This is a genomic window from Enorma sp., from assembly GCF_982429025.1.
This window is the reverse complement of record NZ_CEWCAA010000041.1, coordinates 1-19,464: the sequence shown is the minus strand read 5'-3', so window position 1 is coordinate 19,464 and position 19,464 is coordinate 1. Positions and strand designations below refer to the sequence as shown.

Below are 19,464 nucleotides of genomic sequence, written 5' to 3'. Positions count from 1 at the left end.
GCCCTCAGGCACGAGCCGCGCGCGCTCCGCTTCCTCGGCGTGCGACATGGCGCCCGCCTGCACGAAGGCAGCGCAGGTGAGCTCGTCTACAACCGAAACGTTCTGCCACGGATGGACGTCCAGGCAGCGGTCCAGCACCGTGTCGCCATAGACCACAAGGCGATCGTGTACGCCGACCATGCCCATCTTGGCAATGACCTCGAAGGCGTTGCGAGCACGCACCAGCCAGGTGGCACGCGCACCTGCAGCTTGCGCATAAGTGGCGGCAACCTGGGAATATGCTGCTCTACTATTCACGGAACCCCCTCGCTGGCAACTAACCTTCAACAGTATACCGATATCGGCCCACCCATCTCGGTAAAAGCTCAATGGAAAAAGCGGGTTGCAACAAATCGTTGCAACCCGCTTCGACCGAAGTAAACCCCTCTGCCGACGCTCCGCCTAGCGACGCTCGTCGATCTCCGCGCGCACGCGCTCGATGAAAGCCGCGAGCTCTTCGGCATGCGTCTCGTTGGAGCGATCGCGCACCGAGATGTTACCGGCCTCGACCTCTTGCTCGCCGATGATGAGCATGTACGGCGGACGGTCGATGTTGCGCGCCTCGCGAATCTTGTAGCCGATCTTCTCGTCGCGCTCATCGAGCACCGCACGGATGCCAGCCGCCTCAAGCTGCTCGGTCACGCCGCGCGCGTAGTCGCGGCTCTTCTCGGACACGGGCAGGACCTTGACCTGGCAGGGCGCGAGCCACGTGGGGAACTTGCCCTCGAAGTGCTCGATGAGGATGCCGATGAAGCGCTCGATGGAGCCGAAGCACACGCGGTGCAGCATGATGGGACGCTTCTTGGAACCGTCGGCGTCCACGTACTCCAAATCGAAGTTCTGCGGCATCTGGAAGTCGAGCTGCACGGTGCCGCACTGCCAGGTACGGCCCAGGCAGTCCTCCAGGTGGAAGTCGATCTTGGGACCGTAGAAGGCGCCGTCGCCCTCGTTGATCACGTAGTCCTTGCCCAGGCGCTCGAGTGCCTCCTTGAGGCCAGCCTCGGCGCGCTCCCAGTCCTCGTCGGAGCCCATGGAATCCTCGGGACGGGTGGAAAGCTCGAGGTGATAGGTGAAGCCGAACTTCTGGTACACGGAGTCGATGAGGTTCACCACGCCCACGATCTCGTCAGTGAGCTGCTCCGGCGTCACAAACAGGTGTGCGTCGTCCTGGTTGAAGCAGCGCACGCGGAAGAGGCCGTGCAGCGCGCCCCTCATCTCGTGACGGTGCACGAGGCCGATCTCGCCGGCGCGAATGGGCAGCTCGCGATAGCTATGCGGACGGCTCTTGTACACGAGCACGCCACCCGGGCAGTTCATGGGCTTGATGCAGTACTCCTCGTCATCGATGATGGTGGAGTACATGTTGTCCTTGTAGTGGTCCCAGTGGCCCGAGGTCTCCCACAGATGCTTGCTCATGATCTGCGGCGTAGAAATCTCAACGTAACCGGCCTTGCGGTGGATCTCGCGCCAGTAGTTCAAGAGCTCGTTCTTGAGGATCATGCCGTTGGGCAGGAAGAACGGGAAGCCGGGGGCCTCATCGCGCATCATGAAGAGGTCCATCTCGCGGCCGATCTTGCGGTGGTCGCGGCGCTTGGCCTCCTCGAGCATCTTGAGATGCTGCACGAGCTCGTCCTTCGTGGCGAACGCGGTGCCGTTCACACGGGTGAGCATCTTGTTCGAGCTATCGGCCTTCCAGTAAGCACCCGATACGCCCGTAAGCTTGAAGGCCTTGAGCCCCTTGGTGTAGGTAAGGTGCGGGCCCACGCACATGTCGATGTAGTCACCCTGCTGGTAGAAGGTGATGCGGACGTCTTCAGGCAGATCGCCGATGTGCTCGACCTTGTACTTCTCGCCCCGCTCCTCCATGAGGGCGATGGCTTCTTCGCGCGGCAGCTCGAACACGGAGAACTTCAGATTCTCCTTCACGATGCGACGCATCTCGTCCTCGATGGCGGGCAGATCGTCCTCGGAAAGGGTCTTGTCGCCCAGATCGACATCGTAGTAGAAACCGCCCTCGGTAGCGGGACCATAGGCGAAGTCGGCTTCGGGGTACAAGCGTTTGATGGCCTGCGCCATGATATGCGCGGCGCTGTGGCGCACGACGTGCGTGACCTCGTCTGCCGGGCACTCATCCACGTGACCGTCGTTATAGAGAACCTTCATAGGAAACCTCTTCCTTTGCGTTACGTAGCAACCATATCAGGCGGGCTACTCGCGTGAATACAAAAACGCTCGCACCGACCCGAAGGCGGCTGCGAGCAATATGCGGCGCCTGTCCGTGGCCTGCCGGCCATGGGATGGACAGACGCCTAGATAGTCTGCGTTCGATAGCTATGTCCAAGCATGCGATGCATTACGCGCTCGGCCCCTTCTTCCGCGGTCTGGTAACAGGTTTACCACAATCGGGCTGCGTTGCCCATACAGAATTGCTCGCAACACGGTGTCGGCAAACACTTGCTAACAAACGCGGCTACAAAAAGAGCCAGGTGCGAAGCCGCCATTCCGACGAACTTGCACCTGGCACCCATCTTGCTACTGAATATGCGTGCGGCAGTACGGGCAGACCTTCCAGTGCGCGTCGAGCGGCCTGTGGCAGCTCGGGCAGACGTTGCGCACCTGGGTGTTGCAGACCGGGCACACCACGAAGTCCTTCTCGATGGGGCCGCCGCAATGCGGGCAGGTGCCGTACTGGGCAAGCTGGCGCTCGCGCAGAGCCATGTCGAGCTCCTGCTCCTCGCGGTCAGCGAGGTAGGCGTTCGGCCTCAGGACGTTGTATGCGATAAGGCCCACAAAGGGCAGAAGGGCAAGCAGGCCCCATGCCCAGAAGTACTCGGACCCGCGGCGGCGCGCATCGATGAACACGTATACCACCGAGAGGACATACAGCGCGATGATGAATGCGATGAAGAGGTAGATGACGAACATCACCTGCGGCGACATGAGCTCTTGGATGTACTGCATCATACGCGATCGAACCTTTCAGTCGAGAACCCGAGCAAAATAAACCGGGTATTCAGGCAAAATCGTCAAACATTGTATACCGTCATGGCAAATCTTCCAAAAAAGACACAGCAACGACGTGGCAGAAGGTCTAGACGAAGCACTTCGGGTGGCGCACAATGAGCGCGAGCGCGCAGGCGGGCCGCACAGCGAGCCCGGCGGCCTTGCGATGCAGGCCCGGATGGACAGCGCCGCTGACTCGATACCCCGCAGGCAGCGCAGAGGGGCCGCACGGCGAGCAAGCAGCCCTGGTGCGGCGAGCAGGCACCCTTGCGGCGCCCACACGCGTATCGGACGGACCTACAAAAGGCACGAAGATGCACCAGAGCATCTAGGCGCCTACATCCGACGCATTCAGCGGCGCGTCGCAGCACTCGGATACGAGAGCTTCTGCACGTTCGAACATGGAGAACCGCACTTCCATAAGCTTGAGGAATAGCGCGGGCGGGCAAGCGCGATCATTTAGCGACGAATGCGGCCACCTCGCCTGCAAGCGTGATGGTTCCCGCCGCAACGACCGCCTCGCCCGCACGCTCGAGCGCGCCGAGTGCCTCGGGAACGCACGGGTAGACGGCAACGAGGTCCGTGGCGGGCCGCCCCTCCCGGTCGAGCTCCGCCCGCACCAAGGTTGCCAGATCGCAGGCGGGAAGCGCTCGAGACGAATCGGTCTGCGTCACCGCGATGCGCGGGAACGCAGGCACGAGCGACTGCACGATGCCGGCGGCGTCCTTGTCGGTGAGCGCGGCGATGAGGAGCGCCGGCCTGGCGCTGCGCTCGGGCGCGATCTCCCCCACCGACCCCACGAACGCGTCGCACGACTGCGGATTGTGGCAGGCGTCGATCATGAGAAGCGGGTTGCGCGCGAGCACGTCGAAGCGACCGGGCGTGGGGCACGCGGCCAGGCTCGCATTGAGCAACGCTTCGTCGAGGGGTCGCCCGAGATACTCCTCGGCCATATCAACGGCGCAGGCAACGTTCTGCGCTTGGTAAGCGGGCTTAGGGAGGCGCACCGTATAGGCCGCGCGCGGGGCGGGACAGCGCACCGCCAGATCGTCGCCCATGAAGCGCGGAAGCGAAATAACCTCGTGGCGGACAACCACGGGCGTCACCCCGCAGGCGGCACAGCGCTCATCCATCACCTGCTGCACCTCCGGCTCGTGCGTTCCCTCCCCGAGCACCGCGAAGCGGCCCGGCTTGATCACGGCAGCCTTTTCTGGAGCAATCTCCGCGAGCGTGTTACCCAAGATGCGCATATGGTCGAGACCGATTCCCGTCACCGCAACGCCCACCGGGTTCGTGGCGCTCGTTGCATCCCATCGGCCACCGAGGCCGACCTCGAGGACTGCCACCTCGACGCCCGCCTCGGCAAACGCCACGAGCGCGGCTACGGTGAGCAGGTCGAACGGCGTGATGGTATAGCGCTGCTGCCCTTCTTTCACACGACGGGCGTTCACCCTGCGACCCGCCTCGGCCGCTGCGGAGACGCCGTGAGCGAACACGTCGTCGGCAACCACGCGGCCGCAAATCTCCATCCGCTCCGGATAGCGAACAAGGTGCGGCGAGGTGTAGAGCGCTGTCCGGCACCCCTCGCCACGCAAGATCGCCTCGGTGAAGCGCACGGTCGAGCTCTTCCCGTTGGTGCCCGCCACCTGAAGCACATCAAAGGCCTGATCGGGGCGCCCAAGTTCATCGAGCATATCGACAACGGTCTCGAGAAGGGGACCTGCATCCCCGGGAATGGTCCCGGTATCGGCAGCGAGGAGCACCGCCTCGTCGAACGCGAGCTCGGGAACATCGAAGGGGATGCGGTAGGGTTCAGTATGGTGAAGGGGCATGAGCATGGTTCCTTTGATCTTGAGGACAACCGCGCCATCGTACGGCATCGGCGTGAAAGATGGTAGCGCAGCCCGATCGCCGAGGTATAAGAAAACCGGCGGTTATGTCCAACTTTCCGCAAGGAAGCATGAAAGAGGACATACAACCGCCGGCTAAAAAAGCGCTTTCGATGGCTGGCTAGCGCTCCATAGCCTCCTTCTGGGCACGGGACGCGGCGAGCACGGCAGAGAGGCCCACAGCCGCCTGAAGCAGGTTGGGCCAGACGGCACCAGAACCACCGGTGATGATCATCGCAAGACCGAAGAGATTCACAAAGGTGAAGATCGTGGCCAGCACGATGAAGGGCATGAGCTTTGAGGGACGGTTGGCGCCGCGGGCACCCACAAAGCCGGTCACGATGAGGAACACGCCCGAGACAGCGAGCACGACGCCAAGCACCCGGGCGGTAATGACCGGATCGTCGATCCCCACCATGCCGGCCACGTCCGCGGCCCCGAGGAAGCAGATGGCTCCCACGACGATCTGCACGATACCGTACACGATTCCAAGCAGGCTCAGGCCTTTGACGATTTTGCAGTTACCAGACATCTCAAACATCCTTTCTGAGAGTTGAGGGCTGCTCAAGAGCGCAGCCGTTGAACGCGAATGCCCCCGCAAGCGCGAGGGCGGTACGGGAGCGAGCATATCGGCGCAAGCCGCATGTGCGCGAAGGGCGCGGCCCGGGACGGCGAGCGACAACTCGAACCCATCCCCGACATGCACCATGCAGGTAGTTTACTCCTGCGTCGAATAATACCCCTTGAACAGAGCGAAGATTGCCGCCGCGATGCCCGCGCCGACGAGGGGAGCGAAGATGAAGACCCACACCTGCTCGAGCGCCAGCGTATTGCCCTGCACCGCCATGGCAAGGGCGGGACCGAAGCTACGAGCCGGATTCACCGAGGTGCCCGTCAGCGGGATACCCATGATGTGCACGAACGTGAGGGTGAGGCCGATCACGATGCCGGCGAAGCTAGAGGTCTTCTCGTTCGCCGTAACGCCCAAGATGGTGAGCACGAAAACGGCGGTAAGAATCACCTCGACCGCAAACGCGCCGACCATGCTGATGCCCGCGGTCGATGCCTCGCCGAAACCGTTGGTGCCAAGCCCCGTCGCGGCGACGCCGCCGAGCGCGTCGCAGCTATTGATAATCAGCATGAGAACGAAAGCGGCCACGATGCCGCCAGCGAACTGACCAATCCAATACCCGAAAAGGTCCTTCAAGGAGATGCGCTTATCGGCATAGAGACCGAAGGTCACAGCAGGGTTGATGTGACAGCCCGACACGTTGCCGATGGCGAATGCCATGGCCACGATCGAAAGGCCGAAAGCGAACGCGATACCGAGCGTGCCCAGGGTGGCGCCGGCAATGGCGGCGCTGCCGCACCCGAACAACGTGAGCGTGAAGGTACCGATCGCTTCGGCAACGTACTTCTTGATGGAATCCAATGCTTCCTCCTATTCCCTCGCCCCGAACCCCCAGCGAGTCCGGGTGCGGCCGCGAATCCGTCCGCGGCAAACCAGGACAATCTAAAGGAAGCCCCGTTGGACCGCAACGAAAACCAGGGACTTCAATTTGAAGTTGAACCACGCGCGGCGCATACGAGCCACGCGCGAGCTCACGTATAGTGAGGGCATGTGTGCCGGGATACCCGGCAAGACCATCCAGGGAACTTCGACCATAACGAGGTGAGACGTGAACGTATCGCGCAGAACCCTTTGCGCCCTCGCGCTCTCCGCGCTTCCGATCGCCGCGCTGGGCGGATGCACCGGCCAGGGTGCTCCCGCATCGGGCAGCACGGGATCCGGCAGCCCGCGCGCAGCCAGCACATCTACGGCAAACGGCACGCTTCGAGCCGGCGTCCGAGCCGACGTCATCGGCTTCGGGTATCTCAACGAGACGACCGATAACTACTACGGGCTCGAGATCGATATCGTGAACGATCTCGCAGAGCGCATGGGCATAGACGATGTGGAGTTCGTCACCGTCACGCCCGACGACCGGAAAGAAATGCTTCTCGCGGGAACCATCGACCTTGTGGCCGCCTGCTATTCCATCGCCGAGACCCGGCTCGAGAACTTCGACTTCTCCCCCGCTTATTACGAGGATGCCGTCATCGCCGTCGTCCAGAACTCGTCGATGATCACCTCGATCGGCGACATGGCCGGCCTCACCTTCGGCACCATGTCTGGATCGAACGCCGCCCCGCTCCTGAGCCAGAAGCTCTACGACATCGGATTCTCATCCGGCGTGGTGGAACAGGCGAACGACGACAACTCCGATGTCTCCTTTGATACCTGGCACCTGCTGCAGTTCCCGAGTTACGAAGAGCTCTCGGACGCGCTCGAAGTGGGCACGGTCGATGCCATGGTGCTCGACGGAGCTATCGCGCATACCTATATGGACGACAAGCGCACCATCATCGAGGGCTTCGAGGTCGCCGAGCAATCATACGGTATCGCGACGCAGAAGGGCTCGGACCTGAGCGACTCGGTATCGGCCACCCTGCAGGACATGCTCGACGATGGCACGATCGCCGCGCTCGTAGACAAGTGGGACTAGGAGATGAAGATGCCCCGCACGCTGTTCCGCAAAACGAATGTGAAGATCGCGCTCCTTCTCGCGATCGTAGCCTTAAGCATGGTCGTCATGGGCGTCCTGCTCTCCGGCATGCAAGAGAGCCTCTCCCGCTCAAGCTACGACACCGAGATGGAGGAAGAGGCAAGCGAGCTCAAGGAGCTCCTCGCCAGCGCAGAAGAGGAGGCCTCGCAGAACAAGGAGACCTTCGATGCCATCTATCAGTCGAAGGCGATGAGCGTCGCCTTCATGGCAGCAAACGACGCCGGGTTCGAGGCAACGGATGCCAAGATGGCCGAGTACCGCCAGCTCTTGGACGTCGATAACGTGCTCGTCGTCAAGTCGGACGGCACCATCGTGGCAAAGGCAGCCGAAACGAAGGCGAACTTCTCGTATGCGCGCTTCAACTATCTGCGCGAATGCCTTGCCACGGGCGAGCCGTCGCGCGCCGTCGAAATCGAGCTTCCCGGCGAGGACTGGCTGTGCCGGTACTACGCAGCGCGCCTCGACGCCGGCACGATGGTCGTCATCGAGCAGAACCCCGAGGAGCTGCGCCTCCTCGATGCCGAGACGAGCTCCACGGAAAGCGTGCTCCGCAACATCTCCGTAGGGCAAAACGGCTATGTGTTCGCGCTCTCGGCGCAAACCTACCTCATCGAATACCATCCCGATGCCGACCTTGTCGGTCGAGACGCGCTCGACGCGGGCATCGATGTAGCCAAGCTCGAGGACGGCGCCGTAGCGCAGCTCACCTTGGACGGAGAAGAACTCTACTGCCGCGTGAGCCTCATCGGCGACACCTACTATGTTTGCGCCGTGCCCGAAAGCGACATGGCCGCATCGCGCATGGTGACCGTAGCCGTCATCCTCTTCGTGTTCTTTGCCGTCATCGCGACCGTCACGCTCTACGGCATCTTCGTCATGCGCCAGGGGGAACGCGACGGCCATGAGAACGATCATCTCGTTCGCGTTGGCCGCCTTCGCTACAATCGCGAAGTCGGCAAGCGCGCAGCGATCTTCACGCTCGTCGGCTTCATCGCCATCGTCGTCGTCTCCTTCTACATGCAGACGCTCTTCGCCCTCTCCACGCAGTCGGTCGTTAACAAGGAGCGCGCTTCGTCGATCGCCGAGACCATCGACCGAGTAAACGATCGCGCCGACGAGCTTACCGTGCAGTATGACGAGCGCTACCTATCCAAGGCGCGCGTGGCAGCCTATATCCTCGAGGCGAACCCCGCCCTCGCGACGAAACCCAAGATGCAGGAACTTGCCGACGTGCTCCAGGTGTCTGGCGTGTACCTGTTCGACGGAAGCGGGTCCATGGTGGTTTCGAACGCTCCGTACGAGCACTTCACGCTCTCAACCGACGAGACCGACCAGTCCTTCGCCTTCTGGCAGCTCCTGCAGGGCGTAGACAGCTACGTCCAGGAGCCCACAGAAGACGAGATGACCGGGGAGCTCGTTCAATACATCGGCGTGGCAACCTACGACGATGCGGGCTATACCAACGGATTCGTACAGGTCATGGTTCATGCCGGAAGGCTCGAGGAGCTGCTCAGAAGCGTGCAGATCGATCACGTGCTCGACGGCGTGAAGGCGGGCTCCGGCGGCTTCGCGTTCGCGGTGAGCAAAGCCGATGGCACCATCTCCTACTATCCCGACGCTTCGATTCAAGGCAAGCAGGCCACTGAGGTCGGGCTCAAGGAGAGCCAGATCCGCGGAGGCTACGACGACTACATCACGATCAGTGGCGAGACGTTCTACGCCTCCTCGGTCGAGACACCCGATTACTTCGTATACGTTGCGGGCCCCGAAGGCGAGCTCATGGCCCAACGCCTCCCGCTCACCCTCGCCACCGGGCTCATCGCGCTCGCCTGCCTTGCCGTCGTCTTCTGCCTGATCGCCTTTGAGCCCGAGCACATGCCCGCCCCTCTCCGCTCCATGACGGAAGACCCCAGCGCGGACCGCGTCTTCGAAATCGACACGCCCTCGGGTCGTCGGACGAGGACGGAGTCTGCCGCGAGCCGTTGGCTCAACCACTCCCTCGATTGGAGCCACATGACACCCGAGCAGAAGCTCGGCTATGTCTTGCGCCTCTTCGTTGGCGTGGGCGTGGTCGCCGTCTTCTTCTCGGTACTGTTCAAGGACCAGATCTTCGGGACGAACTCCGTCTTCGGATACATCCTCGGCGGGGGCTGGGAACGCGGTCTCAACATCTTCGCGCTCACGGCAAGCGTTATGACCGCATGCGTGATCTTCACCCTGTCGTGGGTGGCGCAGAAGGTGCTGCACCTGCTCTCCGATGCCCTCTCGGCGCGCGGCGAGACCGTATGCCGCCTGCTCGTGAGCCTCTCCAAATACGGCGCAATCCTGGGAACGCTATATTGGTGCTTGGCGACGGTGGGCGTGGACACAGGCACGCTTCTTGCAAGCGCGGGACTCCTCACCCTGGCCATCAGCTTCGGTGCGAAGGACCTCGTCACCGACCTGCTCTCGGGCCTCTTCATCATCTTCGAGGGCGAGTTCCGCGTGGGCGACACCATCTCCGTGGGTACCAACACCGGAACCGTCATGGAGATCGGCATTCGCACGACCAAGATCAACGACGGCAACGACAACGTTATCGTACTGAGGAACAGCGCGATCTCGAACGTGGTGAACCGCACCAAGCTCGATTCCTTCGCCACCATCGACGTCGAGGTCTCCGTAGGCGAAGACCTTCCGCACCTCGAGAACGTGCTCAAAGAGGCGCTTCCGCGCATCGCCGAGCGCCAGCCCATGATCTTGGACGGCCCGTTCTACCGCGGCATCGTCGCACTCTCCACGAGCACGATGACCATCCGCGTGATCGCGCGCTGCTCGGAGAAGAACCGCTCCGCACTCGAGCGGAACCTCAAGCGGGAGATGCGCCTTCTGCTCACGCGGCACGATATCGCACCCTACCAGCTCCAATTCGAGCACGATGAAGACGACCACTCGCCTCTGAGCGAGGGCGAGGCCGATGAGCTCGAGGGAGCCGACAGCTTCGTTGAGAGCCAAGACGCCTCCATCGGCAAGTACGATGAGAAGCGGGCCAAGAAGGACAAGGACCCCGACGCGCGCCCAGAAGCCTAGCCCCCCATCCAACGGGCCGCCTCCATCGCAATCGGTGGAGGCGGCCCGTTTTTCATAGCTATGGCGTTGAGGTCTATTGTTGAGATGCCGAAGCGTTCGAAACGTCCGAGTGGCGGCAAGCACTTCCAAGCTATGGCAAGCGATGCCGGGGCGTGGCGCATGTGCGCTATGCGCCAAGAAGCGAGAGCACGCGCGGGAAGCCCTTGAGCATGAAGTGCTCGAAGGCGAGGTACTGCTCGGATTTATGGTCCTTTGCGCTCACGGCGCAGACCGACACGGGAATGTCGTCCTCGGGCACGAAGCGCAGCATCGACCACGATGGAGAGATGGAGAAGGCGGGAATCCCCACTCCCATGGTGTAGCCATGCTCTTCCATCACGAAATGCTTGACCTCATCCTGCGTGCGGATGGGGACCACCTTCGACGCGAGCCCGCAGCGAAGGTACAGGTTCAAGATCGTCTCGTTGAAATCGTCGAGACCTTCGGCATGGCAGACGGGATACGGCGCGAGGTCGCTCATGGTGACGAGCTTTTTCTGGCGGAGCGGGTGCTTGCTCGAGAGGAAGACGCCTACCGGCAGCGTGCCCACACGAACGCTGTCGCAGAGCGGATTGGAATACTCCCCGATGGTAATCAGCGCGTCAAGGTCGCCGGAAAGCAGCTGTGGGACCGCCTCGTAGCCCATGCAAAGCCCAAAGCCCACCTTCGTACCCAGCTGCTTGGAAAGGAAGCGCTCCAACCCCGCGCAGACGATACGATGGTTGCTGAAGAACGGCACTGCGAGCAAGACGCGAAAGGTATCGTCCGCCTTCACGGCATCCGTCCGGCGTGCCTCGAACATATCGCCGACCTTATCGAAGGCCTCGAGGGCCTGCTGGGCGTACCGGCTCAGCTCAAGGCCGAAAGCGGTGGGAACGGCACCCTTGCTTCGTCGCACGAACAGAGGCTCCCCCAGCTCGGCCTCCAGCTCACCGATCGCCTTGGAGACCGCCTGGACCGTCACGTTCGCCTCGCGAGCAGCCCCCGAAAAGCTGCCGGCGTTCATAACGGAGCAGAAATATCGAAGTTGTTGAATATTCACACCAGCACCCCACAATGCTGCCCATTGCAAAACAACGGTCTGCGAGCGGCATGATACCGTCATCGCGTCATGTACGCTCTCCATTGTACAAATGGCACCAGCGCGGCAACGCATGTCGAGAGGGCGTCAACCAACAATTGAAGTTGGCGAGGCGCTGCTAACCATACGCTGCTCGGTAACCACGAAGTCGACGCGTCGATCGTGGGGATCGATCACCCCTAGATCGTCCAGGCTCGCGCAGAGTTGTCGCTCACGGCACAACCCGATGGAGACGCCCGGGAAACCAGCAAGAAACACGTCGTAGAAGCCTCCGCCGTAGCCCAAGCGAAACCCCTGGCAGTCGAACGCGAGTCCAGGAACGATGGCGACATGCCCCGGAGCCGAGCCGGGGACGACCTCCCGATTCTCATGGGGAGGGGGCTCCTTGATGCCGAACGAGCTCACGCTAAGGCTGTCAAGGCTGTCGACGCGATACCACCGCAGGCTGCGCGCAGCGCAGACACGCGGGAGCGCCACGGCCTTCCCCAACTCCCAAGCAGCGCGGATGATGCTACGCGTCTCGACTTCCGACGCGAAGGACAGGTAGATGAGCACAGTCTCCGATTGCACGAATGCCGGTGCGGCAACGACGCGATGCGCGATGAGGGTGTCGATAGATGCCCGCTCGTCTGGCGTTTGCTCCGCACGCTCGCGAAGCAGGAGCTTGCGCAGGGCACGCTTGCGCGGCTGGCAGGCTCCTTCCGGGCAGCAGGCTCCTCTGGCACCAACGCCCGCGGCCGCGGCATCAGGCGCCCCGTTGTCTACAGGGCTTTCGGCAGCGACGCTATCGCCAACCACGCCGAAAGCTTCCTCCAGCCTCATCGCTGCCGCTTGTAGGCAAACCAATATGCCGCGCCGACGAGAGCACCGCCCACGATGTTGCCAGCCGTCACGAAAAGCAGGTTCGAGCCCGCGCCCGTGAGCGTGAGCGCACCCGCCCCCGCGACGCCCGCATATTGGGCGAGCAGACCGAGCGGAAGGAAGAACAGGTTAGCGATGCTGTGTTCAAAGCCGAGCACGACGAAAGCGACGACCGGCAAGATCGCCGCAGCCAGTTTGTCGCAGACGCTCTGCCCGGCGAACCCCATCCAGACGGCCAAGCACACAAGAACGTTGCAGAGGATACCGCGCACGAACGCCACGCCCGGGGCAAGCCCCGCCTTGGTGAGCGCCACCAAAAGGGCAATCTCCCCCACCGCACCGTGATTCGAAGCAAAGATACCCGCCGCCCAGAACATCACGGCGATGCAAACGGCACCGATTGCATTCCCCACGTAGACGATCACCCAGTTGCGCAGCACGCTCGTCCAGGCGTAGCGTCCGGAAAGCGCACCTGCCACCATGAGGCAGTTGCCGGTAAAGAGCTCGGCGCCCGCAACGAGCACGAGAAAGAGCCCGAGCGTGAATACAAGACCGCCAAGCAGCTGCGAGGCGGCAAAGCCAAGGCTCGCATCGGAGCGAACCAGGAGCATGAAGGACCCACCGAACGCGATGAACGCTCCGGCAAGGATGGCGAGAACCAGGAGGCGCAAAGCGGGAAGCGATGCCTTGGCCTCTCCCGCTTCCTCGGCCTTGGCCTCTATCTCAGCAGGAGTAAGCAGCGGCCGCATCGTAGGAGTATCTGATGCCATGGAAAACCTTTCATACAGAAGTCAAGGGTGAGCTGGCAGATGAGACAGTTGTGCCGGGTTAATCTGTCTCATGAGACAGATTAACCCGGCACAACTGTCTCATACCGCACCCAACATGCCTACAGGCCAAGGAGACGAAGCGCCTCCTCGCGCGTACGGATATCGGAGCGGAACGAACCCCGCACGGCAGAGGTCGTGGTGAGCGCGCCGGCTGCGCGCACGCCGCGCATGGTCATGCACATGTGCTCCGCCTCGAGCACCACGAGAACGCCGCGCGGCCTGAGCTCTGCCATCATCGCGTCCGCGATCTGGGCCGTGAGTCGCTCCTGCAGCTGCAAGCGGCGCGCATAGCCATTCACGCAGCGGGCGATCTTCGAGAGCCCGGTGATGCGCCCTTCATGTGGAATATAGGCCACATGCGCCTTGCCGGTAAACGGCAAGATATGGTGCTCGCAAAGCGACGAGAAGGGAATGTCGCGCACGATGACCATCTCTTCGTTATCGTTCTCATGGAATTGCTTGCGAAGATGCAGCGAAGGGTCCTCGTCGTACCCCCCGAGCACCTCCTGTGCCGCACGGGCCACACGGTCGGGCGTCTCCAAAAGACCTGGACGGTCCGGGTCCTCGCCCACCGCAATCAAGAATTCGCGAATCGCTGCCTCCGCGCGCGCCTTATCGACCGCCATCGCCGCCCCTCTCGTGCGCCCGAACCCGCGGGCGCCATTCAACGAACCCCGGCAACACCTGTGCCGGATATGGCTGTTCATGCCCAATCTGCCGAAGCATGGTACCAGATACCGGGCACATCGAGTGCTTCGCGGACCATTCCGCACGACAACACCCCGAAGCATGCGACAAGCAGGCTGAGGCAGCACGCGGCGGCTGGAATCTGCGCAGCTGCGCAAAAGCCATCAAGCTGATGCACGTTCCGCGGCCTCGACCACGTGCTTGGCGAGCACGGCCGTCGTGACCGCGCCCACTCCGCCCGGAACCGGGGTTATCGCTCGCACCAACGGCTCGACCTCCTCGAAGGCCACATCGCCCACGAGTCTTCCCGCCTCGTCATCCCAATTGATGCCCACATCGACCACGACCTGACCCGAGGAGACACAGTCCGCGCCAATCGTGCCCGCATGTCCCGCCGCAACCACGAGCACATCGGCACGGCGGCACTCCTCCGCAAGATTACGCGTGCGCGTGTGGCACATGGTCACGGTCGCGTTACGGTCCTGCAGCATAAGCGACACCGGCCTGCCGATCACGAGCGAACGACCGACCACGCAGACGCGCGAACCCTCGAGCGCGACGCAGGAGCGATCGAGCAGCTCGACCACCGCCTCGGCGGTGCAGGGCGCGAAGCCGACCGCTTCGCGCGCGTAGAGACCGAAGAGCGATCCCGGTGTTATGCCATCAACATCCTTGGAAGCATTGAGCGTGGCCCGAGCCGCCGCCTCATCGAGATGAGGGGGAAGAGGGCTGAACATGAGGCATCCATGGACGGAGGCATCGGCATTTACGCGCTCGATCGCCGCGATAAGATCCTCTTGTGCGCAATCCGCGGGAAGGAGGACCCTCTGGACCGTCAGCCCCACGCGCTCCGCCCGCTTCAGGGCGCCCCGCTCATAAGCAAGGTCGTCGGAACGCTCCCCCACGCGAACGATCGCGAGGGTGGGCTCGATCCCGCGCGACCGAAGCGCACGGGTGCGATAGCTAAGCTCCTCGGTCAGGGACGCAGCGACCGGGGCGCCACGCAATAGCTCCGCCATGATCAACCCCTCCTCAGATGAGCGCGCATCGCGTCGACCACCGCCTGGGCACGCGGTGCGTATTCACCGATGAGGGCGTCAGCCTCGGCTTCGAGCTCCTCGGCGAATTCACGATCGCCGAGCGTGCCCGTATTAACGTAGACGTTCGCACTCGATGCCACGAGGGCTGCGCCGCACAGCGCCGCACCGCACAGCACGTCGGAGAGAAGTAGACGGCTGCCCTTCTCCGCCAGCTCCTCCAAAAGCGGCACCGCGCGTGCGCACTGGCGCATCATCTCGATGGGAGCGGAGCAGGCCGTCTTTGTAGCGAGCTCTATGGTACGCGCACGCGCCGGATCGCTCTTCGGAATGCTATAGGCGCGCGCGAGCGGTTCAAACGCCTCGGCATCGGCGTTGATGAGCCCCATGAGATTCTCGCGCACATCCTCTGCCTCAATGAGAATGCGCTCGATATCGTCCTGCACGGAGGCGTAGGCCTTTTTCCCCACGGTATAGTGAGCCACCATGGAGCAGAGCGCGGTGCCGAGCGCTCCGGCGAGCGCAGCCGCACCCCCGCCACCAGGAACCGATTGCTTCGCGGCGAGCGCGGCGGCGAAATCGACGCAGGAGCGTTCGGTCAGCTTCTGTTGCGTATCACGGTTGTCACGCATGGCAACCTCCTTGTCTCCATCTTGCTGCAGAAGTGCCTTCAGCAACTGGTCTATCCTGCCACAGAAGCACCTGCCCTGCGCGCCGGCAGGGACATCTTAAAAAATCTTTCAGTGCCGGCAGCCGTGCGCACAGACCGCCTTTACCAAGAGGGATGCCCTAGAATTCCAAGCAGACGACCATGTCCAATAGCGAGCAAGCGCAGCGATGCTCGCCCACGTGGCCCGGAGGGTGTTTCCACAGGGCGTTTTCCGCAGGATTTCGACTCGGTCGAAATCCGAGGACCACGCCCGAAGGAAACACCCTCCGGACCGAAGAAGCACTAGAACAAACCGGTGATCACGCCGTTCTCATCGACATCGATCCGCTCCGCAGCCGGCGTCTTGGGCAGGCCGGGCATCGTCATGATGTCACCAGTGAGCGCCACCACGAAACCGGCACCCGCCGAGACGCGAAGGTTGCGCACCGTGATGCGGAAGCCCTCGGGCGCGCCGAGCTTATGCTGATCGTCCGTGAAGGAATATTGCGTCTTCGCCACGCAGACAGGAAGGTTACCGAACCCGTTCGCCTTGAGCTGGGCAAGCTGGCGCTTGGCGGCAGGCGTGTAGTCCACGCCGTCCGCATGGTAGATCTTGGTCGCGATGGCATCGAGGGCATCCTCGATCGAGGAGCCGGTTTCGTACGAATAACGGAACTCGTGGGGCCCCTCGCAGAGACGCATGACCTCCTCGGCGAGCGCCTCGCCGCCCTCGCCGCCCTTCGCCCAAACCTCGGAGAGGGCGACGTTCACGCCGAGCTCCTGGCACTTGCGCTCCACCAGGGCAAGCTCAGCCGGGGTGTCCGTGGGGAAAGCGTTGATGGCGACCACGCAGGGCAGACCGTAGACGTCGCGGATGTTCGAGACGTGGCGGAGCAGGTTGGGGATGCCCGCCTCGAGTGCCTCGAGGTTCTCGCTCGTCAGCTCAGCCTTGGGCGCGCCTCCGTTGTACTTGAGCGCGCGCACCGTGGCCACGATCACCACCGCATCGGGGTCGAGGCCCGCCATGCGGCACTTGATGTCGAGGAACTTCTCGGCACCCAGATCGGCACCGAAGCCTGCCTCGGTGACCACGTAGTCGCCCAGCTTCAGCGCGGTCTCGGTCGCCTGGACCGAGTTGCATCCATGGGCGATGTTCGCGAAGGGGCCTCCGTGCACGAACGCCGGCGTATGCTCGAGCGTTTGCACGAGGTTGGGCTTGATGGCGTCCTTGAGGAGCGCCGCCATGGCGCCCTCGGCATGCAGGTCGGAGGCCGTGACGGGCTCGCCGCCGTAGGTGTAGGCCACGACCATGCGGCCCAGGCGCTCCTTCAGGTCCATAAGGCCGCTCGCGAGGCAGAACGCGGCCATGACCTCAGAGGCCACGGTGATGTCGAAGCCGTCCTCGCGGGGAACACCCTGCGCCTTTCCGCCAAGACCGTCCACGATGTGGCGCAGCTGGCGATCGTTCATATCGACCGCGCGCTTCCACACGATCTGCTTTTGATCGATGCCGAGAGCGTTACCCTGCTGGATGTGGTTATCGAGCATGGCGGCAAGAAGGTTGTTGGCAGCACCGATGGCATGGAAGTCGCCGGTGAAATGCAGGTTGATATCCTCCATGGGAACCACCTGGGCATAGCCGCCGCCAGCCGCACCGCCCTTGATGCCGAAGACCGGCCCGAGCGAGGGCTCGCGCAACGCCAACACCGCCTTCTTGCCCAATCGCGTGAGGGCGTCCGCCAAACCAACGGAGGTCGTGGTCTTGCCCTCGCCCGCCGGCGTGGGGTTGATCGCCGTCACAAGCACGAGCTTGGCTTTACGGGGCAGGTCGCGCAGAGCGTGGATATCGACCTTCGCCTTGTACGTACCATAATGCTCGAGCTGCTCGTCGGTGAGGCAGACCGCCTCGGCGACCCGCGTGATGGGCCACATCTCGGCTTCCTGGGCAATCTCGATATCGGTCTTGTACTCTGCCATGCTGTCCCCTCTCAACAAGCCTGTAGCGCCCCGAATGGAGCACCCATCTAGTGTATGGGATTCAGGCCCCGCGAGAGAGCAGAACTACGCAAACGGTCAAGAAGAGCCCTGCACGAGCTTGAGCGCGACCTCGCTCGAATCGGCGCGCCCCTCCTCCATGGCCTCGACCACCTGGTCGGTAAGCGGCCAGTACCGCTTGCCGTAAGGCGCATAGCCCTCGAGCCATACGAGCTCGCTTTCCACCATGTTCCGCGCGTGAACGATCTCTTCGGGCAAGCGCGCGGCATATTCCGCCATCCACTGCCCGAGCAGAGCCCATTCACGCTCATGGGCCTGGGAGAGCCCCTCTGCGAACGGCCCTTCGAGAAGCATCCCGGGCTCGTAGCCCGCATCGCGCACGCGGAGGTCGTCGTCGAGCATAGCAAGCAGGGAGCGCTCGGTTGATTCCATCGCATCGAGCAGCTCCTCGAGCCTGGGCGCGAAGGGTTCCCCGAGCGCGGCGGTGCGCGACTCGACCGCGGCCTCGAGCTCATCAATCTTGCGCTCCCGTACATCGAGCTTAGCCCTTATGTCGGCAGCTTTCTTATCGAGTTTATCCAGCTCGTCCCTCATGCGAAAACGCTTGAACAGCCAGAGCCTCAAACGCCTCCAAGGATGCGCGATCCAGGGGGTGCGACGAGCGTCGTCTTGCTCGTAGGGCTCTACGATCGCCGAGCGCTGCGCATGCAAGGAGTCAAGCTCCGAGCGCTCCTCGGCGTCCGCCGTGGTGTACCCCCGCAGGGTGGAGCGTGCCGTCACAAGCTCATCATCGGTATCGAGCTCGCGCTGGACATCTGCTGCGACCGCGGCGAGCTCCGCGCTGCAGGCGGCGAGCTCCTCGAGCAGCGCGCGCTCGCGCGCGATGATGCCCCAGGGCTCGTAGCCGAGCCACCAGTTCCACTGGACGCCCTCGTCAACGCGGTAACCAAGATGGGCCCCGTCGGACCCAAGGGCGCGAGCGAGTGCATGATAATCATAGGAAACAGATGCCGGATGGGCGAACAGCGGCAGGCTTCGCCCTTTGTCGCTCAAGCCCGAGATATCTACCGGTAGCTGCGTGCAGAGCCGAGCAAGGCGCCGCTCCTCGGCACAATAGCCCATCCAATGCTGTTGAAACGTGCGCATCGCTTCGAGATTCGCCATGGAAGCCTCCATCGCTTGCGGCGTCGGTGGTTCGTGTTCGGTATTCGGCCGCTCCTCCATACTAGCACGCGCCGGCACGGCGCCCTGCGAGATAAGAAGGGAACGGAGCAACCTCCGCCCCCGTTGCCGCGCCTCACAAAAAGCGTCGCATAACTCACAAGCGAGGCTCCATATCGGGCCTCGCCGTCGTGTTATGCGACGTTTTCTATCGAGCAACTTCTAGTGTGATAAACCCGGCCCGGCTGACTTTACCACCAGATGGGTCATTTTGAACACGTCCCAAAATGGCCCACCCCTCGTTTACCATGCTACGCGAAGTCGGCGAGCTGTGCGGTGAGCGCCCCGATCTCGGCCTTGAGCTCCTCGGCGCGCTCGCGCTTCTTTGCCACGACCTCGGGCGCCGCCTTGGCGATGAAGCCTTCGTTGGCAAGCGTCTTCTCCGCACCAGCGAGCTCCTTCTCGGCCTTGGCGATAGCCTTCTCGATGCGAGCACGCTCGGCAGCGAAGTCGACGAG

General features: G+C 62.9%; 16 protein-coding genes and 1 pseudogene. 2 read left to right on the top strand and 15 right to left on the bottom strand.

Annotation, left to right across the window (positions count from 1 at the left end; translation table 11 throughout):
* The 6 genes and pseudogenes from AC1VS5_RS07365 to AC1VS5_RS07340 all read right to left on the bottom strand — a co-directional run.
* Positions 1-297 (bottom strand): annotated as a pseudogene (locus AC1VS5_RS07365) (PLP-dependent transferase); the annotation flags it as partial.
* A 144-nt stretch (positions 298-441) separates the two neighbouring features.
* The gene (gene thrS / locus AC1VS5_RS07360) at positions 442-2,202 is read right to left on the bottom strand and encodes a threonine--tRNA ligase (RefSeq protein WP_481218218.1); all 1,761 of its coding nucleotides are present in this window, start codon (positions 2,200-2,202) and stop codon (positions 442-444) included.
* A 369-nt stretch (positions 2,203-2,571) separates the two neighbouring features.
* The gene (locus AC1VS5_RS07355) at positions 2,572-3,003 is read right to left on the bottom strand and encodes a zinc ribbon domain-containing protein (protein ID WP_276867980.1); all 432 of its coding nucleotides are present in this window, start codon (positions 3,001-3,003) and stop codon (positions 2,572-2,574) included.
* A 494-nt stretch (positions 3,004-3,497) separates the two neighbouring features.
* Positions 3,498-4,874 (bottom strand): bifunctional folylpolyglutamate synthase/dihydrofolate synthase, encoded by a 1,377-nt coding sequence (locus AC1VS5_RS07350; protein ID WP_481218217.1) that lies wholly within the window; start codon positions 4,872-4,874, stop codon positions 3,498-3,500.
* A gap of 178 nt (positions 4,875-5,052) precedes the next feature.
* Positions 5,053-5,463, bottom strand: a complete 411-nt coding sequence (locus tag AC1VS5_RS07345) for a hypothetical protein (RefSeq protein ID WP_481218216.1) — start codon at positions 5,461-5,463, stop codon at positions 5,053-5,055.
* 186 nt (positions 5,464-5,649) lie between these two features.
* Positions 5,650-6,363, bottom strand: coding sequence for an aquaporin (locus AC1VS5_RS07340; protein WP_481218215.1), 714 nt, complete (start codon positions 6,361-6,363; stop codon positions 5,650-5,652).
* Between the two features lie 247 nt (positions 6,364-6,610).
* On the opposite strand from AC1VS5_RS07340, the gene AC1VS5_RS07335 reads away from it, so the two are divergent.
* Positions 6,611-7,477, top strand: coding sequence for a transporter substrate-binding domain-containing protein (locus tag AC1VS5_RS07335; protein ID WP_481218214.1), 867 nt, complete (start codon positions 6,611-6,613; stop codon positions 7,475-7,477).
* A gap of 9 nt (positions 7,478-7,486) precedes the next feature.
* Positions 7,487-10,606: a mechanosensitive ion channel domain-containing protein gene (locus AC1VS5_RS07330; RefSeq protein WP_481218213.1), complete on the top strand. Its 3,120-nt coding sequence runs from the start codon at positions 7,487-7,489 to the stop codon at positions 10,604-10,606.
* Positions 10,607-10,772: 166 nt separating this feature from the next.
* Here the strand turns inward: AC1VS5_RS07330 and AC1VS5_RS07325 are convergent, their stop codons facing one another.
* The 9 genes from AC1VS5_RS07325 to AC1VS5_RS07285 all read right to left on the bottom strand — a co-directional run.
* Positions 10,773-11,687 (bottom strand): LysR family transcriptional regulator, encoded by a 915-nt coding sequence (locus AC1VS5_RS07325; protein WP_481218212.1) that lies wholly within the window; start codon positions 11,685-11,687, stop codon positions 10,773-10,775.
* Between the two features lie 126 nt (positions 11,688-11,813).
* The gene (locus tag AC1VS5_RS07320; RefSeq protein ID WP_481218211.1) at positions 11,814-12,548 is read right to left on the bottom strand and encodes a 5-formyltetrahydrofolate cyclo-ligase; all 735 of its coding nucleotides are present in this window, start codon (positions 12,546-12,548) and stop codon (positions 11,814-11,816) included.
* Positions 12,545-13,357: a formate/nitrite transporter family protein gene (locus AC1VS5_RS07315; RefSeq protein WP_481218210.1), complete on the bottom strand. Its 813-nt coding sequence runs from the start codon at positions 13,355-13,357 to the stop codon at positions 12,545-12,547. Before AC1VS5_RS07315 ends, AC1VS5_RS07320 begins: the two co-directional genes overlap by 4 nt.
* Positions 13,358-13,476: 119 nt before the next feature.
* Entirely contained in the window at positions 13,477-14,043 is a 567-nt protein-coding gene (folE, locus tag AC1VS5_RS07310; RefSeq protein ID WP_417057355.1) for a GTP cyclohydrolase I FolE, read from the bottom strand.
* Between the two features lie 225 nt (positions 14,044-14,268).
* Positions 14,269-15,123: a bifunctional 5,10-methylenetetrahydrofolate dehydrogenase/5,10-methenyltetrahydrofolate cyclohydrolase gene (locus AC1VS5_RS07305; protein WP_417047258.1), complete on the bottom strand. Its 855-nt coding sequence runs from the start codon at positions 15,121-15,123 to the stop codon at positions 14,269-14,271.
* A 2-nt stretch (positions 15,124-15,125) separates the two neighbouring features.
* Complete coding sequence (locus AC1VS5_RS07300) at positions 15,126-15,773, bottom strand: cyclodeaminase/cyclohydrolase family protein (RefSeq protein ID WP_051008438.1); 648 nt, start codon at positions 15,771-15,773, stop codon at positions 15,126-15,128.
* Positions 15,774-16,093: 320 nt separating this feature from the next.
* Positions 16,094-17,767 carry a formate--tetrahydrofolate ligase gene (locus AC1VS5_RS07295; protein ID WP_481218209.1) on the bottom strand — a complete coding sequence of 558 codons (1,674 nt, stop codon included), beginning with the start codon at positions 17,765-17,767 and terminating at the stop codon, positions 16,094-16,096.
* A 96-nt stretch (positions 17,768-17,863) separates the two neighbouring features.
* Positions 17,864-18,949: a hypothetical protein gene (locus AC1VS5_RS07290; RefSeq protein ID WP_481218208.1), complete on the bottom strand. Its 1,086-nt coding sequence runs from the start codon at positions 18,947-18,949 to the stop codon at positions 17,864-17,866.
* A gap of 308 nt (positions 18,950-19,257) precedes the next feature.
* On the bottom strand, positions 19,258-19,464 hold a 207-nt coding region (locus AC1VS5_RS07285), incomplete at its 5' end, for a hypothetical protein (RefSeq protein WP_481218207.1).

What these genes read in the sequence shown, in the direction of transcription:
- thrS (WP_481218218.1), bottom strand. Translation starts at nt 2,202, where the DNA reads ATGAAGGTTCTCTATAACGACGGTCACGTGGATGAGTGCCCGGCAGAC.
- AC1VS5_RS07355 (WP_276867980.1), bottom strand. Translation starts at nt 3,003, where the DNA reads ATGATGCAGTACATCCAAGAGCTCATGTCGCCGCAGGTGATGTTCGTC.
- AC1VS5_RS07350 (WP_481218217.1), bottom strand. Translation starts at nt 4,874, where the DNA reads ATGCCCCTTCACCATACTGAACCCTACCGCATCCCCTTCGATGTTCCC.
- AC1VS5_RS07345 (WP_481218216.1), bottom strand. Translation starts at nt 5,463, where the DNA reads ATGTCTGGTAACTGCAAAATCGTCAAAGGCCTGAGCCTGCTTGGAATC.
- AC1VS5_RS07330 (WP_481218213.1), top strand. Translation starts at nt 7,487, where the DNA reads ATGCCCCGCACGCTGTTCCGCAAAACGAATGTGAAGATCGCGCTCCTT.
- AC1VS5_RS07320 (WP_481218211.1), bottom strand. Translation starts at nt 12,548, where the DNA reads ATGAGGCTGGAGGAAGCTTTCGGCGTGGTTGGCGATAGCGTCGCTGCC.
- AC1VS5_RS07315 (WP_481218210.1), bottom strand. Translation starts at nt 13,357, where the DNA reads ATGGCATCAGATACTCCTACGATGCGGCCGCTGCTTACTCCTGCTGAG.
- folE (WP_417057355.1), bottom strand. Translation starts at nt 14,043, where the DNA reads ATGGCGGTCGATAAGGCGCGCGCGGAGGCAGCGATTCGCGAATTCTTG.
- AC1VS5_RS07305 (WP_417047258.1), bottom strand. Translation starts at nt 15,123, where the DNA reads ATGGCGGAGCTATTGCGTGGCGCCCCGGTCGCTGCGTCCCTGACCGAG.
- AC1VS5_RS07300 (WP_051008438.1), bottom strand. Translation starts at nt 15,773, where the DNA reads ATGCGTGACAACCGTGATACGCAACAGAAGCTGACCGAACGCTCCTGC.
- AC1VS5_RS07295 (WP_481218209.1), bottom strand. Translation starts at nt 17,767, where the DNA reads ATGGCAGAGTACAAGACCGATATCGAGATTGCCCAGGAAGCCGAGATG.
- AC1VS5_RS07290 (WP_481218208.1), bottom strand. Translation starts at nt 18,949, where the DNA reads ATGGCGAATCTCGAAGCGATGCGCACGTTTCAACAGCATTGGATGGGC.